At 34.1% G+C, this 17,262-nt stretch carries 15 protein-coding genes; all 15 read left to right on the top strand.

All coding sequences use genetic code 11. The features are described from left to right. Position 1 precedes the first annotated feature (1 nt). The 15 genes from cps4B (at position 2) to M1F97_RS07115 (ending at position 17,235) form a co-directional block, all read left to right on the top strand. On the top strand, positions 2-733 hold the full coding sequence (gene cps4B / locus M1F97_RS07185; RefSeq protein ID WP_247944669.1) for a capsular polysaccharide biosynthesis protein Cps4B: 732 nt from the start codon (positions 2-4) through the stop codon (positions 731-733). Positions 734-741: 8 nt separating this feature from the next. Continuing rightward, positions 742-1,434, top strand: a complete 693-nt coding sequence (gene cpsC, locus M1F97_RS07180; protein WP_247944668.1) for a capsular polysaccharide biosynthesis protein — start codon at positions 742-744, stop codon at positions 1,432-1,434. 9 nt (positions 1,435-1,443) lie between these two features. Continuing rightward, positions 1,444-2,127: a tyrosine-protein kinase gene (locus M1F97_RS07175; protein WP_247944667.1), complete on the top strand. Its 684-nt coding sequence runs from the start codon at positions 1,444-1,446 to the stop codon at positions 2,125-2,127. Between the two features lie 24 nt (positions 2,128-2,151). Then, positions 2,152-3,519: a sugar transferase gene (locus tag M1F97_RS07170; RefSeq protein WP_247944666.1), complete on the top strand. Its 1,368-nt coding sequence runs from the start codon at positions 2,152-2,154 to the stop codon at positions 3,517-3,519. After that, positions 3,506-4,312 carry a DUF4422 domain-containing protein gene (locus tag M1F97_RS07165; protein ID WP_432654195.1) on the top strand — a complete coding sequence of 269 codons (807 nt, stop codon included), beginning with the start codon at positions 3,506-3,508 and terminating at the stop codon, positions 4,310-4,312. The genes M1F97_RS07170 and M1F97_RS07165 overlap by 14 nt, the downstream gene beginning before the upstream one ends. A 9-nt stretch (positions 4,313-4,321) precedes the next feature. Then, positions 4,322-5,524 carry a polymerase gene (locus M1F97_RS07160; RefSeq protein ID WP_247944664.1) on the top strand — a complete coding sequence of 401 codons (1,203 nt, stop codon included), beginning with the start codon at positions 4,322-4,324 and terminating at the stop codon, positions 5,522-5,524. After that, on the top strand, positions 5,521-6,513 hold the full coding sequence (locus M1F97_RS07155) for a glycosyltransferase family 2 protein (protein WP_247944663.1): 993 nt from the start codon (positions 5,521-5,523) through the stop codon (positions 6,511-6,513). Before M1F97_RS07160 ends, M1F97_RS07155 begins: the two co-directional genes overlap by 4 nt. Further along, positions 6,503-7,441 carry a beta-1,6-N-acetylglucosaminyltransferase gene (locus M1F97_RS07150; RefSeq protein WP_247944662.1) on the top strand — a complete coding sequence of 313 codons (939 nt, stop codon included), beginning with the start codon at positions 6,503-6,505 and terminating at the stop codon, positions 7,439-7,441. Before M1F97_RS07155 ends, M1F97_RS07150 begins: the two co-directional genes overlap by 11 nt. Beyond that, positions 7,441-8,586 (top strand): glycosyltransferase family 1 protein, encoded by a 1,146-nt coding sequence (locus M1F97_RS07145; RefSeq protein ID WP_247944661.1) that lies wholly within the window; start codon positions 7,441-7,443, stop codon positions 8,584-8,586. The genes M1F97_RS07150 and M1F97_RS07145 overlap by 1 nt, the downstream gene beginning before the upstream one ends. Then, on the top strand, positions 8,564-9,604 hold the full coding sequence (locus tag M1F97_RS07140) for a glycosyl transferase (protein WP_247944660.1): 1,041 nt from the start codon (positions 8,564-8,566) through the stop codon (positions 9,602-9,604). The genes M1F97_RS07145 and M1F97_RS07140 overlap by 23 nt, the downstream gene beginning before the upstream one ends. Before the next feature lie 17 nt (positions 9,605-9,621). Further along, complete coding sequence (locus tag M1F97_RS07135; protein WP_247944659.1) at positions 9,622-10,611, top strand: Stealth CR1 domain-containing protein; 990 nt, start codon at positions 9,622-9,624, stop codon at positions 10,609-10,611. A 40-nt stretch (positions 10,612-10,651) separates the two neighbouring features. Then, on the top strand, positions 10,652-12,076 hold the full coding sequence (locus tag M1F97_RS07130; RefSeq protein ID WP_247944658.1) for a flippase: 1,425 nt from the start codon (positions 10,652-10,654) through the stop codon (positions 12,074-12,076). Between the two features lies 1 nt (position 12,077). Then, positions 12,078-13,178 carry a UDP-galactopyranose mutase gene (gene glf, locus M1F97_RS07125; protein ID WP_247944657.1) on the top strand — a complete coding sequence of 367 codons (1,101 nt, stop codon included), beginning with the start codon at positions 12,078-12,080 and terminating at the stop codon, positions 13,176-13,178. Positions 13,179-13,239: 61 nt separating this feature from the next. Then, on the top strand, positions 13,240-14,298 hold the full coding sequence (locus M1F97_RS07120) for an acyltransferase family protein (protein ID WP_247944656.1): 1,059 nt from the start codon (positions 13,240-13,242) through the stop codon (positions 14,296-14,298). Between the two features lie 138 nt (positions 14,299-14,436). Further along, positions 14,437-17,235 (top strand): SEC10/PgrA surface exclusion domain-containing protein, encoded by a 2,799-nt coding sequence (locus tag M1F97_RS07115; RefSeq protein WP_247944655.1) that lies wholly within the window; start codon positions 14,437-14,439, stop codon positions 17,233-17,235. The last annotated feature ends 27 nt before the right edge of the window (positions 17,236-17,262 follow it).

Genomic DNA, 17,262 nt, shown 5'->3' with positions numbered 1-17,262 from the left:
AATGATTGATATTCATTCGCACATTGTCTTTGATGTAGATGATGGTCCCAAGTCAAGAGAGGAAAGCAAGGCTCTCTTGACAGAAGCCTACAGGCAGGGGGTACGAACCATTGTCTCTACCTCTCACCGTCGCAAGGGCATGTTTGAAACTCCGGAAGAGAAGATAGCAGAAAACTTTCTTCAGGTTCGGGAAATAGCTAAGGAAGTTGCGAGTGACTTGGTCATTGCTTATGGGGCTGAAATTTACTACACACCAGATGTTCTGGATAAGCTGGAAAAAAAGCGGATTCCAACCCTCAATGATAGTCGTTATGCCTTGATAGAGTTTAGTATGAACACCCCTTATCGCGATATTCATAGTGCCTTGAGTAAAATCTTGATGTTGGGAATTACTCCAGTCATTGCCCACATCGAGCGCTATGATGCTCTTGAAAATAATGAAAAACGCGTTCGAGAGCTGATCGATATGGGCTGTTACACGCAAGTAAATAGTTCACATGTCCTCAAACCCAAACTTTTTGGAGAACGTTATAAATTCATGAAAAAAAGAGCTCAGTATTTTTTAGAGCAGGATTTGGTTCATGTCATTGCAAGTGATATGCACAATCTAGAAGGTAGACCCCCTCATATGGCAGAAGCCTATGGCCTTATTGCCCAAAAATACGGAGAAGCGAAGGCTCAGGAACTTTTTATAGACAATCCTCGAAAAATTGTAATGGATCAACTAATTTAGGAGAAATGATGAAAGAACAAAATACGATAGAAATCGATGTATTTCAATTACTTAAAACCTTGTGGAAACGCAAGCTAATAATTTTATTAGTGGCACTTGTGACAGGTGCGGGAGCTTTTGCATATAGCACTTTTATTGTTAAGCCAGAATATACGAGCACCACGCGTATTTACGTAGTCAACCGTAATCAAGGAGATAAGCCGGGACTGACAAATCAGGACTTGCAGGCAGGCTCTTATCTGGTAAAAGACTACCGCGAAATTATCCTTTCGCAGGATGTATTGGAAAAGGTAGCGACAAATTTGAAATTGGATATACCAGCAAAAGCGTTAGCTAGCAAAGTTCAAGTGACTGTACCAGCCGACACTCGTATCGTCTCAATCTCTGTCAAGGATAAACAACCAGAGGAAGCCAGTCGCATCGCTAATTCTCTACGAGAAGTTGCTGCAGAAAAGATCATCGCTGTAACGCGAGTATCTGATGTAACGACACTTGAAGAAGCGCGACCAGCCACGACTCCCTCTTCTCCAAATGTTCGACGCAACACCTTGTTTGGTTTTCTTGGAGGAACCGTCGTAACAGTAATTACTGTTCTTTTGATTGAGTTATTCGATACCCGTGTGAAACGTCCTGAAGATGTCGAAGATGTACTGCAAATTCCACTTCTAGGAGTCGTTCCAGATTTAGACAAAATAAAATAGGAGGAAGTTATGCCAACGTTAGAAATCTCACAGGAAAAATTGGATCTTGTAAAAAAGGCGGAGGAATATTATAACGCTTTGTGCACGAACCTACAGTTAAGTGGAGATGATTTGAAAGTATTTTCTATCACTTCTGTGAAACCAGGAGAAGGAAAATCAACGACTTCCACTAATATAGCTTGGGCTTTTGCGCGTGCAGGTTACAAAACGCTGCTGATTGATGGAGATATTCGCAATTCTGTTATGTCAGGTGTCTTTAAAGCAAGGGATAAAATTACAGGTCTGACAGAATTTCTATCAGGAACTACAGACCTGTCACAAGGGCTTTGTGATACCAATATCGAAAATCTCTTTGTCATTCAAGCGGGCTCTGTGTCACCAAATCCGACAGCTCTTCTTCAAAGTAAGAATTTCAGTACAATGCTTGAAACCTTGCGTAAATATTTTGACTATATCATTGTAGATACTGCTCCTGTCGGTGTCGTGATTGATGCAGCTATCATTACGCGAAAATGTGATGCTTCTATTTTAGTGACAGCAGCAGGTGAAACAAATCGACGGGATATTCAAAAAGCGAAAGAACAGTTGGAACAAACTGGGAAGCCGTTTTTAGGAGTTGTGTTGAATAAATTCGATACTTCAGTAGACAAATACGGTTCTTACGGGAACTATGGAGATTACGGTAAAAAATAAAAAATAGGTTGGGGGGAGATAGAGATGAATGGAAAAGTAGTAAAGCCTGCATTGGCCATAATCCAGAGTTTTCTTGTTGTTTTATTAACTTATCTACTTAGTGCTGTGAGAGAAACGGAGATTGTTTCAACAACAGCTATTGCACTTTATATCCTCCACTATTTTGTCTTTTATATCAGTGATTATGGACAAGATTTCTTTAAAAGGGGATATTTGCTTGAACTTGTCCAAACATTGAAATATATCCTATTCTTTGCGCTAGCGATTAGTATTTCTAATTTTTTCTTAGAAGATCGATTTAGTATTTCCAGACTAGGCATGATTTACTTCCTCACATTACATGCTCTCTTAGTCTATGTGCTAAACCTATTTATCAAGTGGTATTGGAAGCGAGCTTATCCCAATTTTAAAGGAAGTAAGAAGATTCTCTTGCTTACAGCGACTTCTCGTGTCGAAAAGGTACTGGATAGATTAATAGAATCAAATGAGATTGTTGGGGAGTTGGTAGCCGTCAGTGTTTTAGATAAACCAGATTTTCAGCATAATTCTTTAAAGGTAGTAGCAGAGGAGGAGATAGTAGACTTTGCGACTCATGAGGTGGTCGATGAAGTCTTTATCAATCTTCCGAGTGAAAAATACAATATTGGAGAGCTTGTCTCTCAGTTTGAAACGATGGGAATTGATGTAACAGTCAATCTAAATGCTTTTGATCGTAGTTTGGCACGTAACAAGCAAATTCGTGAGATGGCAGGATTAAACGTTGTGACTTTTTCTACAACATTTTATAAGACTAGCCACGTGATTGCTAAGCGGATTATTGATATCGTGGGTGCATTGGTAGGGCTGATACTATGTGGTCTAGTCAGTATTGTACTGGTTCCTTTGATTCGAAAGGATGGGGGCTCTGCTATTTTTGCTCAGACGCGCATAGGAAAAAATGGGCGCCAGTTCACTTTTTATAAGTTTCGCTCTATGTGTGTAGATGCCGAGGCGAAAAAAAGAGAACTCATGGAACAAAATACCATGCAGGGTGGAATGTTTAAGGTGGACGATGATCCTCGTATCACGAAAATTGGTCGTTTTATAAGGAAGACTAGCTTGGACGAGTTGCCACAATTTTACAATGTTCTAAAGGGAGATATGAGTTTAGTTGGTACACGACCACCAACAGTGGACGAGTATGAGCACTATACCCCAGAACAAAAACGCCGTCTAAGTTTTAAACCTGGTATAACAGGCTTATGGCAGGTCAGCGGACGAAGTGAGATCAAGAATTTCGATGAGGTTGTCAAATTAGATGTGGCCTATATAGACGGTTGGACAATCTGGAAAGATATTGAAATTTTATTGAAGACAGTTAAAGTTGTATTTATGAGAGATGGAGCGAAGTAGATTGATAGATGTAAAAGTCATTGTGGCAACACACAAGAAGGCTAAAATGCCTCAAGATAATACTCTTTATCTTCCAATACATGTTGGGAGAGAAGGAAAATCAGATATCGGTTTTATTGGAGATAATACTGGTGATAATATTTCATCTTTAAATCCATATTATTGTGAATTAACAGGACTTTACTGGGCGTGGAAGAACTTAGACTGTGATTATCTAGGTTTGGTACACTATCGCCGTTATTTTACCAAAAGATCACAAAGATATTCAGATTATATCAGTATGGATGAAGTTATTTTATCTCGAGATGATTTAGATAATCTTCTTTTGACAAATGATGTTTTAGTTCCTAAGAAGAGGCGATATTATATTGAAACGCTCTATTCACACTATGCCCATACTTTGGATGGAAATCATCTTGATATTGCTCGTGATGTAATTGAACAGTTAAGCCCAGAATATTTAACGGCCTTTGATAAGGTTATGAAGCAACGTAGTGGTTACATGTTCAATATGTTTATTATGAAAAAAGATTTAGCAGGTCAGTATTTTTCTTGGTTATTTCCTATTTTAGACATGATGTATGAGCAAATAGATGTATCCCAGTTAACACCATTTGAAGCTAGACTATTCGGTCGTGTTAGTGAATTGTTATTTAATGTGTGGTTGAAACATAAGGACATTAAGCCAAAAGAACTCCCATTTATGTATATGGAGAAAGTGGATTTGTTTGAAAAAGGAAAATCTTTCTTAATGGCCAAATTTTTCGGAAAGAAGTATGGACAGAGTTTTTAGGACTTGAATATGAGTATAAAAATTAAAAAATTGACATTGGGGGAAACATTAAGTTTATTTGCTCTAGCATTGTTTTTGTTTGTTTCTCTATTAAATACAACATTTTATGCTAAATATGTATCTGGGGTAGTTTATTATTTTATAATTATCACTTCTATTATTTTTTTAGTGACAAAAGAGATAATTAGTAATAAGTTTAATTTCCAAAATACAGTATCTCTTTTTGGAATTTTAGTTGTTTATGTTTTAGTTGGTAGTGTGGCCGGCTTTCTATCGACTCTGGCTATTAGTAGTCTATTTATATTTGGATTAAGAAATGTTCCATTTAGGTATGTAGCAAGAGTTTCCTTATATATTAGTCTATTTATTTTGATAGTTGTTATTCTAAGTAGTAAAATAGGTTATATTCCAAATTACGTAGAGTTCTCGTTAGGGAGAGTCCGACATTTTTTGGGATTTCGATACTCATTGTTTCCATCTACTGTGATGCTGAACATTGTAGCAATAACATTATTTCTAACTCAAGATAAGATAAGCTATAAACGTTTGTTTTTTTTATTTGTATTAACAATTTGGATTTTCCATCAAACAGATTCAAGGTTAACTTTTATTGGTTCACTTTTATTACTTAGTATTAATTTAATGATGAAATGGTATCCATCGTTTTTGGAGTCTTCTCATTTTATATTAAAAGGTTTTCGATTTACGTATCTAATTAACGCATACTTTAGTTATTTATTGGCTAAGATGTACTTGAATTTTGCAAGTACTCATTTAAATGATTTGAGTCAAAAACTCAACACTTTTTTGGGTGGTCGGATTTATTACGCAAATCGTTCATTGAGTATTTATGGCTATAATTTATTTGGACAAAAAATAAATTGGATAGGAAATGGTTTAGACATAAATGGACAAAGAGGATTAAGTGAGTATTTGTATGTTGATAATCTCTACATACAAATACTACAGCGTTATGGATTGTTTGTATTATGTATATTGTTATTAATTTTGACATTGACTTTACATACTCTTTTAAAAAGAAAAGAGTATGTATTATCATTAATCCTTATTGTTTTAAGTTTCCATGCGATGATAGATGATCTAATTTTAAATCTTCACTATAATATTTTTTTAATTTTAATTGGTGTATTGATGAATCGATATTACCCTACTTTTGAAGATAAATTACAATTGAATAATGGAGAAAAATGATAAAAGTAAGTATAGTTATTCCTGTATATAATGTAGAAAAGTACTTGGAACGATGTTTGTTTTCTATAGTGAATCAAACATATAAAGAAATAGAAATTATTTTAGTAAATGATGGCTCTAAAGACAATTCAGGAGCTATTTGTGATCAGTTTGTTAAAAAAGATTCAAGAGCTAAGGTGGTTCACCAAGAAAATAGAGGCCTATCTGAAGCAAGAAATACTGGACTACGAAATGTGACAGGTGATTATGTTATGTTTCTAGATTCGGATGATTGGCTCGAGTTTGATGCGATTGAATTTTTGTTGGGACAAGCTATAAGTCAAAATGCAGACATGGTTGTTGGAGGGGTATTTAGGACCTCAAATGTTGTAGAACATCCAAAAAATACACCTGTTTCATACCTATTAACACAGGAAGAGTATGCGAAACGATACTTTAAGATTGAAAGTCAAACAATTGAGTATTATGTTTGGAATAAATTGTATAGAAGAAGAGTCGTAGAAGGAATCGAGTTCCCCTCTGGATTTTTTGCAGAGGATGTTCCAACAATGTTTCGCTATATTCTAAATTCACAAACAATTGTTGTCACTGATAAAATTGTTTATAATTATTTTATTAACACGTCAGGCTTAACAGCCAAATTTACGTCCAAACATTTTGATGTTTTAAAAGGTTGGGATTTAGTATGCCAGTATGCTAACGAAAGTAATAATAATAGGTATAAAGAGTGGGCTCAAATTAATCGCTATAGAGCAGACCTAGCTCTCTTAACAGAAATAGCTCTTTCTTTAGATTATAAAAACATTCGTATAGTATATAAAGTTCAAATAAAGTCTATGGTAGACGAATTGAAGAAAAATAAGAAAATTTTACTAAGACAGGCCATTCCTGTTAGTAGAAAAATACTGATTATACTTTTTACAACGTCGTATAACTTATTTGCAAACGCGATAAATACTATGATAAGGATAAAAAATTATGGTGCATAAGCATGCATATCTAATACTAGCACACAATCAGTTTGAACAACTGGCATTTTTGGTTTCTTTATTGGATCATCAAAATAATGATATTTTTATTCATGTTGATAAAAAATCAAATTTTAATGACTCTCAGAAGAATTTAATTGAATCTAGTACTAATCTATCAAAAGTTTATTTTACAGAAAGAGTTGCAGTTAGTTGGGGTGGATATTCACAAATTGAAGCTGAAATGCTTTTATTTAAAGCAGCGTCTAGGGGAGATTCTTATTATTTTTATCATTTAATAAGTGGCGTAGACTTACCATTGAGTTCTCAGCAGAGAATCCATAATTTCTTTGATGATTATCCAAATTACTCCTTCCTTACTTTTATGAATATAGAGGAGAACGGTGAGGATATAAATAGATTTAAATATTATCACTTTTTTGAGAGTTTTACCTATCGCACTTTACCTGGTGCCATAGGTAAGCTTGCATTCAAGATTTATCGTAATTTAGAGGTATGGATTCAAAAACTACTCAGAGTTGATCGATATAAATTATTTAATGTTAGTCCTATGAAAGCCAGTCAGTGGGTCTCATTACCAAGCGATATTGTGCAATTATTGATAGATAGAGAAGCAGATATTGAGAAGATGTTTAAAAAGTCCTTTCTCAATGACGAAGTGTTTCTACCAATGATTTTAAATAAAGAACGAACAGACTATAATGTGTATGATTCATCAATTAACCATGGCTATAAAGAAGAATTTCAAGGAAACTTACGCTATATTAACTGGTGGGACGGAAAACCATATACATGGACTGATAGTGAAAAAGATTTACATGAATTGAGAGATGCTGCACAAAATGGATACCTATTTTCAAGAAAATTTGATATTGAGAAATATCCGCAAACGAAGAGACTGGTTATTGAGTTAACAAAGGAGATGTAATGGTCTATAAAATTTTAATGACAGGAATGTCTCCTGTTCTTGCTGGTACTGAAACATTTATAATGAACTATTATCGTCATCTTGACCCATCTAAGTTTCAAGTCGATTTTATTAAAAGAACTAGAGAACCTATCGTATTTGAAGACGAGATTATTTCAAAAGGATCAAGAGTGTATTATTTACCTCGTAAAGGGAAAAATCCTCTTAAATATATGAGAGAATTAAGAGAATTTTTTGCTACGGAAGGAAAAAAATATGATGCGATTTGGTATAATGCGATGGCAATTCCCAATCTCGATCTGTTAAAATATGCAAAAAAATATGGTATAAAAACTCGAATTATTCATAGTCATAGTTCAATGTTCAAAGGGAATAGAGTAAGAAAATTTTTACATAATTTGAATCGTTCAAAATTGCCCCAAATAGCTACTCATTTTTTTGCCTGTTCTGGAATAGCTGCAGATTATATGTTCACCGATAAAATTCGATCAAGTGTGCAAATTATACAAAATGCTATTGATATAGATAACTTTTCTTTTTCAGAAAAGGATAGACTTGATCTAAGAACAGAGTTAGGGTGGAATGATTGTAAAGTTATTGGCAATGTTGGTCGACTAGATATCCAAAAGAATCAACCTTTTTTAATAGATGTTTTTAATGAAGCTTGCAAGAAAAATCCTAATCTTCGCTTAGTAATAATCGGTAAAGTTGCGGGTGCAAATTCAACTGTAGATTTAATTAAAGAAAAAATAAAATCTTATGGAATTGAAGATAAAGTCTTGCTGGCAGGAAGTCAGAATGATATAAAGAAATGGTTAAGTTCCCTAGATCTCTTCGTTTTGCCTTCAATTTTTGAGGGATTGCCTCTATCTGCTGTCGAAGCGCAAGCGAATGGATTACCTGTTTTGGTGAGTGATGCAGTTACGACAGAATTGAAAATATTAGATTCAATCCGTTACCTATCTCTAGATGACTCGATTACTGTTTGGGCAAAAACTATACTTGAGTTATTAGACATACCTAGATCAACTGAACTTGAAATAAAAGAAAGGTTTAAGCTAAAAGGATTTGAAATTGAAACTCAAGCATTGACTTTACAGAATATACTTTTGGGAGAACTGAATGAAAAAATATCAGATTGTTGAATCGTATGGGACACACATGCACGCGGGGAGTAAAGCCACCAATGATTGTGTTAATATTTTGGAAGAATTAGGATTCGAAAAAATAGAAATTGTACGCCATAAGCCTGAGGATAAATCACCTGTTTCTAAAATAATAAGACAACTTTCTTTTTATAAACAGTGGAATAAGGTTTTAAATAAATTGTCTGAAGGAGATGTTTTATTATTACAACATCCTTATCGCAGAAATCATTTTGGAAGAACACCGAGTCTTTTAAAATTGAAAAAGAAAAAAGTAAAAATAATTTCGTTAGTTCATGATGTTGAATTAATCAGAGGAATTTATGATGATCCATTCTATCAGAAAGAGTTTGATGAAATGCTATCTTTTGCTGATTCAATCATTGTTCATAATGAAGAAATGAAAGATTGGTTTGTTAAGTATGGAGTAGATGAAAAGAGACTAGTTGTTTTAGAAATATTTGATTATCTAAATGATAAGAGCGTATCATCATCAATTGAATATTCAAAAACAGTTACAGTAGCTGGGAATCTATCACCTGATAAAAGCCCTTATTTGTATCAGTTGGATAAGGTTCCTAGCATTCGTTTTCAATTGATGGGGATTGGATATCATCCTATAGAAGATGTTTCTAATGTTTCTTATTTAGGTGCTTTTGCTCCAGAAGAAGTTCCTAATCATTTAAATGGTGGATTTGGATTAGTATGGGATGGAGAAAGTTTAGATACTTGCGATGGAGTGACAGGAAATTATTTAAGATACAATAATCCTCATAAGTTATCTTTGTATCTTTCTTCGGGATTACCTGTTATTGTATGGAAAGATTCAGCAGAAGCAAACTTCGTTGAAAAAAATGGAGTTGGTTTAGCAGTTAATAGTCTATTTGAATTATCTGAAAGACTGGAAAGACTCACTCAGGATGAATATCTGCAACTGGTAACTAATACTAAAAACATTATGACAAAACTTAAAGAAGGATATTATTTAAAATCTGCAGTCAATAAGATAATTGAATAGATTCTTTGGAGAAACATATGAATAATAAAATAGATCTTGTTGTTACTTGGGTTGATGGTACAGACCCTGAATGGTTACAAGAAAAGAGACTATACGAATCTGGTGCTCAATGGTCAGAATCAAATAATGCAAATCGTTACAGACCATCAGAGAATTTCAAGTACTGGTTTCGGGCAGTAGAACGCTATGCAGGTTGGATTAACCGAATTTTCTTTATAACTTACGGTCATGTACCAGAATGGTTGAATACAAAGAATCCAAAATTAAAAATTGTAAAACATACTGATTATATACCTCTGGAATATCTTCCGACTTATAATTCTAATGTGATTGAATTGAATTTACATAGAATCGAAGAATTAAGTGAGAACTTTATATTGTTAAATGATGATATGTATTTTGCTGCTCCTACTACAGCAGATGATTTCTTTAAAGAAAATCTTCCAAAAGATTTCGGTATTTACTTACCTATAATTCCACGTGAAAGTTTCAATCATATTGAGTTAAATAATACAATTCTGATGAACAAACATTTTCAACGGAAAAGGAAACCATTTTCAGAATGGCACAAATTTTATAGTTTAAGATTAGGAAAGTATTTAGTTGGTAATATTTTCAGTATTTTTTATTCGGGGATTTTAGGATATAAAAATTATCATATTGGTTTATCACATTTGAAATCGACCTTTAATTTAGTCTGGGAAAAAGAAATGGATTTGTTGGAGGAAGTTAGTTCCCATAGGTTTAGACAATTATCGGATATTAGTCATTATGTTATGTCTCACTGGAATGTGGAATCAGGTAAGTTTATGCCTCAATCCATTCATTTTGGGAAGTATTTTGATATTTGGGAAGTTGAACAAATACAGCAAGCTATTCAAAATGAGAGATACAAGATTATTTGTATCAACGATACGGATGAAGATGGGAAATTTTCTGAATATGATCAAAAAATACATCAAACATTTCAATCTAAATTCCCTGATAAATCAAGTTTTGAATTGTAAATTTGTAGATTAATAAAAATATGTTTAGAAGTAAAAAATAATGAAAGTTCTTAAAAATTATGCCTATAATCTCTCATATCAATTATTGGTAATTATTCTACCAATTATAACCACCCCTTATGTTACTAGAATCTTTAGTTCGGATGATCTGGGTATTTATGGTTATTTTAATTCTATTGTTACCTATTTCATCTTGTTAGCGACTTTAGGGGTTGCTAACTATGGGACTAAGGAGATTTCAGGTAACCGAAAGGAAATCAAAAAAAATTTCTGGGGTATATACACCCTACAATTTGGTGCAGCATTATTATCGATTCTCTTATATATTCTCTTGTGCATGGGAATCTCTACAATGCAAAATCCAGTGGCGTATATATTGGGATTGAGTTTGTTTTCTAAAGGTCTAGATATTTCATGGCTTTTTCAAGGATTAGAAGATTTTCGTAAGATTACGGTAAGGAATATCACAGTGAAGCTTGTTGGTGTAAGCGCCATTTTCTTGTTTATAAAATCAGCGAGTGATTTATACTTGTATGTCTTTCTTTTAACAGCATTTGAATTGTTAGGTCAGTTAAGTATGTGGGTTCCAGCCCGTGAATTTATTGGAAAACCACATTTTGATTTAGGATACGCCAAACATCATTTGAAGCCTATTATTTTGCTATTCTTACCGCAGATTGCTATCTCGCTTTATGTTACTTTGGATCGTACGATGTTAGGAGCGCTAGCTTCTACAAGAGATGTGGGAATTTATGATCAGGCTTTGAAATTGGTGAATATTTTATTGACCTTAGTAACTTCATTGGGGAGTGTCATGTTGCCACGAGTATCTAGTCTATTATCAGAGGGTGATCATAAAGCTGTAAATAAGATGCATGAGATGGCTTTCTTGATTTATAATGTAGTTATTTTTCCTATTATAGCTGGAATGTTAATTGTAAATGATAATTTTGTTCACTTTTTCTTAGGGGAAGACTTTCAAGAGGCGCGTTATGCAATAGCTATCATGATTTTTAGAATGTTCTTTATTGGCTGGACTAATATCATGGGAATTCAAATTTTGATTCCTCATAATAAAAATAGAGAATTTATGCTTTCAACCACAATTCCCGCTATTGTCAGTGTTGGGTTAAATCTTCTCTTTCTTCCAAAATTCGGTTATATTGGAGCTGCAATCGTTTCAGTCTTAACGGAGGCGCTGGTCTGGGTTATACAGTTATTTTTTACCCGTTCATATCTAAGAGAAGTTCCGATTTCAGGATCTATGATTAAAATTATAGTTTCATCGGGATTCATGTATAGTATTTTATTATTTGTGAAACAATTCCTGAATGTATCACCTATGTTAAACGTGGGACTATATGCTATTCTAGGAGCAATAATTTATGTTAGTTTGATCCTAATTTTTAAGGTTATAAATCTTAATGATATAAAACAACAATTATTCAAAAGTAAAGGAGTGTAATATGTACGACTATTTAATCGTTGGAGCTGGTTTGTCTGGAGCAATCTTCGCATACGAAGCTACAAAACGTGGAAAAAAAGTAAAAGTGATTGATAAACGCGATCACATTGGAGGGAACATATACTGTGAGAATGTAGAAGGTATCAATGTTCATAAATATGGTGCCCATATCTTTCATACCTCTAATAAAAAAGTTTGGGACTATATCAATCAATTCGCTGAGTTTAACAACTATATCAATTCACCTGTCGCGAACTACAAAGGAAGTCTTTATAATCTTCCTTTCAATATGAATACCTTCTATGCTATGTGGGGCACAAAAACTCCACAAGAAGTGAAGAATAAGATTGCTGAGCAAACGGCTCATATGAAGGATGTTGAGCCGAAAAATCTGGAAGAACAAGCTATCAAGTTGATTGGTCCGGATATCTATGAAAAGTTGATCAAGGGCTATACTGAAAAGCAGTGGGGGCGCTCAGCAACGGAACTTCCTCCATTTATCATTAAACGCCTTCCAGTTCGTTTAACATTTGATAATAACTATTTTAACGACCGTTACCAAGGAATTCCTATTGGTGGTTATAATGTGATTATCGAAAATATGCTTAAAGACGTTGAAGTTGAGCTTGGTGTTGATTTCTTTGCTCACCGTGAAGAGTTGGAAGCATCTGCTAACAAAGTTGTCTTTACAGGAATGATCGACCAATATTTTGACTACAAACACGGAGAGTTAGAATACCGTAGCCTTCGTTTTGAACATGAAACCTTAGACGAGGAAAATTATCAAGGAAATGCTGTAGTGAACTATACAGAGCGTGAAATTCCTTATACTCGTATCATCGAACACAAGCATTTCGAATATGGAACGCAACCAAAGACAGTTATCACGCGTGAATATCCGACTGACTGGAAGCGTGGGGACGAGCCCTACTATCCGATTAACGATGAGAAAAATAATGCTATGTTTGCTAAGTACCAAGAGGAAGCAGCGCAGAATGATAAAGTTATCTTTTGTGGGCGTTTAGCAGATTATAAATATTACGATATGCATGTGGTGATTGAACGGGCGCTAGAGGTCGTAGAGAAAGAGTTAGGTAACTAAAGATTTGATGTTAAAATGAGGGAATACTTCTTTTCCTCATTTTATTCATCTTTAATAGGAGATGGAAAAAGAAATGAATGCTTATAGTAAACAAAAGTCGGATCGAATCGAATGGATTGATTTTGGGAAAGGTCTAACAGTTTTAATGGTTGTCTTTGGACATGTTGTTTTAGGGTTATTTGAATCCAAAAGATTTGAAGATAGCCAACAATGGTTATTATTTGTGACACAGATTTTTTATCTGTTTCATATCCCTGTATTCTATGCTTTGTCAGGCTATTTCTTTAAGCCAGTGACAGGTTTAAAGAGTTATGTGGAATTTGTCAAACAAAAAACAATTATTTTGGGAATTCCTTATTTGTTCTATTCTATTCTGCAGTTTGGACTTCAAAAATTAGGTGGAGCAACAGTAAGAAACGCCGCTTCTTTCTGGGATCTATTAAATATTTACCAAACACCTCTTGGAGTCTCGTGGTATCTCTATGTTCTTTGGTGGATTTACCTGGTTGTTGCCTTCCTTTCTATTTGGATCAAATCCTATCATAAGTTATTTATCATTAGTGTAGTAGCCTATCTTCTTTCTATATTTGTACCAACGAATATCTATATTGTTCAGAAAATTTTTCTATGGACTTTCTTCTTTTTATTAGGATCATGGATCAGACACTCAGGTGTTGGAACTTTTTTGACAAATAGATGGAAGTCGATTAGTTGTGTGACACTTGTCGCCATAACAGCATTTTTAACTTATTGGCAGTTATCTGCACCTACTTTCTATATTTCATATGACAGACCTGGATTAAATGGACTCATTTTTCCAGTTTCTGTAATTTTAGCTATGGCTTCCTATCCTATTTTAAGTGATAAATTGAATCGAGTTGCTGATTATTTTAGAAAGATAGGAAAAGATAGTTTGGTAATCTATCTTCTGCATGCTCCAATAGTTTCTGTAACTAGAATTGCTTTATTAAAGCTAGGTGTTAGCAATATCTTTATCCATGTACTGATAGGACTTCTTTTAGGTTGGTTTGGTTCAGTCGTTATACTCTATCTATCTAAAAAAATACCTTATGCAGATTTTGTATTTTATCCAATGAACTATTTAAGGAAAAAGAAATAGTGAATAGAATTGAAGATCCTTATATTTGATTTTATATTTTAATATATAAGGTAAATAAACTAAAAACTTGAAAAAAAGTAAAAAGAATGATATAATCATCTCTAATTACGTATAAAATGTCTAGGAGAATATAACCAGATGGATAAGAAAATTAAGACAGCTTTGGTGGCAACTGCAGCAGCTTTTACAGCATTTTCTGTTCACCAAGTAAGTGCAGCTGAAGCTAGCGATAAACAAGCTACTAAAGATACTACAGAATCGCTTAAACAAGTTTCTAAGCAGCAAGTTTCAGATGCTGAGAAAAAAGTTTTAGATACTAAAGAAGCAATTAAACAAAAAGAAGCTAATCTAACGCAGGCAGAGGCTGATGCAAAAGTAGCGGCAGAAAAGGAAAAAACGGCAGCTGAAAAGGCAAAGGAAGCTACACCGGAAGTTATCCAAAAAGCTAAAGACGATGCAACTAAAGCTGCGGAAGCTGTTAAAACTGCTGAAGCTGATGTAAAAACTAAAAAAGCTGCTCAAGACACACTTGCTAAAGATGTAGCAACAAAACAAACAGAAGCAGACAATACAAACTCTGCTGTCGATGCTGCTGCTAAGAAAGTACAAGATTTAGAAAATGGTACGCCATCTCTAACTGAAGCAGAAAAAGCCAAAGCAGATGCCGAAAAAGCTAAATTTGACGCAGAAAAAGCTAAATCTGACGCAGAAAAAGCAAAAGAAAGTGCTAAAAAAGCTGATGCTGCTGCGGATAAAAAAGTAACCGATTTAAATAATGAATTATCTGCTAAAAAACAAACTTTAGCAGATAAAGAAAAAGCGCTTAAAGATCTTGGAGAAAAGCCACAAGCATACGATTTTTCTGATGTTAAATTTAACTTAGGTGCTGACTTTGCAGCTGCATTAAACGAACGTGCTAAATTAATGGGTGAAAATGATCCAAATAACACTGGTGATGGACGTGCCAACGAACTTAGCACAAGAAATCAAGCTGAAGTAACTGCTAATGCTGAAAAATTAAAACAATTAGCAAAAACTAATATGGCTAAAAATACCTACACTAATACAAAAGACACACGTGAAGTTGATATTTGGGATTTAACAGCTGAGCAAAAGAGAGAGATTAACTTATTCGGTCTTCACATTGTTAACCAAATCCGCGAACAACTAGGAAATCCTAAAGTTAAAACAACTGTAGGTATGGAAAAATTCGCAAATGAAGCTGCTGATGCACGTAACAAAAAATATGCAAAAGTTACAGAAACTTACGCTAAACCTGACTACGATGGAATTAATGCTGCAGCAAAAGCAAATGGTTTATCATACAAAACTGGTGACGACCAAAACCAAAGTGATATAATCTATGCCAATGCTAAAACATTCCAAAAAACAGAAGATAGTGAAGTATTTAAGTCTGAACAAAATCTAAATACTTTAATGAAAAACAGTCCACGTAGACCTAAAATGACAATGGGACAATTAAAAGAGTATATCTTCGAAGCATATAATAGTAAAATGTTCACTAACAACGAAGATTATACTGGTGCAAATTCTCATCGTGCATGGGAAAATGCTTTATCTATTGGTGGAAGTATCGCTTACCGTAAAGATGGGACAGGAAACAAACTAGGACGTAAAGCGTCTGAATATAATGCAACAAGTGTAACTGCATCTGTTAAATTCAATCCAACCCCATATGTAAATAAATGGGGAGATTACAGATACTTCACTAATCTTGAAATCTTCGTTCACAACTTCCAAACAGCTGGAGAAAACAAAGCCGTAGGACAAGAAAGAAATAGTATTGTAACTGATTCTAGTAAATTCGATGCGACTGAAATTAAAAATGATCCAACAGCTGCAAAAGAATATAGTGCGAAAAAACAAGCTGCTGAAAAAGCAGTTAATGATGCTAAAGCTGATGTTACTAAAGCACAAAACAACTTAGAGACTGCGAAGCAATACAAGGCACAATTACCAGCTGCTGAAAAAGCTCTTACTGATGCAACTAATAAACTTACAGTTGCTGAAAAAGCTCTTACTGACGCTGAAACTAAATTAAACAACTTACGTCAAGATGCGACTAATAGAGCTGACGAGCTTGATAAGGCTAAAGTAGCGTTAGCAACTGCTAAGCAGGCTGCTGAAAAAGCGAAGGCGACTCTTACTGTTGCTCAAACTAAATTAGCTAAAGCTGAAAAAGATGTTAAGGTTGCTACTTCTCTAGTGATGACTAAAGTAGCTGCTAAAGATCAAGCGGAAGAATTGGTACGTTCTCTTGAAAATGCAGCAAGAGCATTGGAACTTGCTAAAGTAGCTAAAAAAAATGCGGATGCCAAGGTTGAAGAACTTCATAAATCCTTAGCTGAGAAACAAACTGAACTAGTTAAATTCGAAGAAGAGTATAAAAAACTTCTAAAACAATATATTTCTACTTTGACTCAACCTGAAAATCCTGAATTAAGTTTTTATGAAGAAGTTAAAGAAGAAGACATCAAGTTTAACATTGTGGAAAAATTAGACTCATCTCTTAAAGAAGGCGAGCGTGTTGTTAAAATTAAAGGTATAAATGGTCGTAAAAAAGTTAAGACTATAGTCTTTAAAGCTTCTGGAGAAGAAGTTGGTCGTATAGTTGATAGTGAAGAGGTATTAGAGAAACCTGTTGACGAAATCATTCTAGTAGGTACCAAGAAAGAGAATTCACCAGTTCAACCAGTTGTTCCTAGAGATGATATTAAAGACAAAGCTAATCAAGCAGTTTCAAAATCTCAAGTAGTTTATATGGCACCAAAAGTAAATCAACTGGCTGTTAATAAAGAGAACAATCAAAAACTTCCTACGACAGGTACGAAAAATTCAAAATTATCAATTGTACTTGCGATTATTGCAGCAACTACTTCTTTAGGATTAATAGCAAGAAAAAAAGAAGAAAAATGATTTTTGGGACTCTTTGTCAACTGTAGT

This window comes from Streptococcus oralis, from assembly GCF_023110435.1.
Lineage (GTDB): Bacteria > Bacillota > Bacilli > Lactobacillales > Streptococcaceae > Streptococcus > Streptococcus oralis_CF.
Note: the sequence above shows the minus strand (reverse complement) of the source record. Positions and strands in the feature narration are given on the sequence as shown.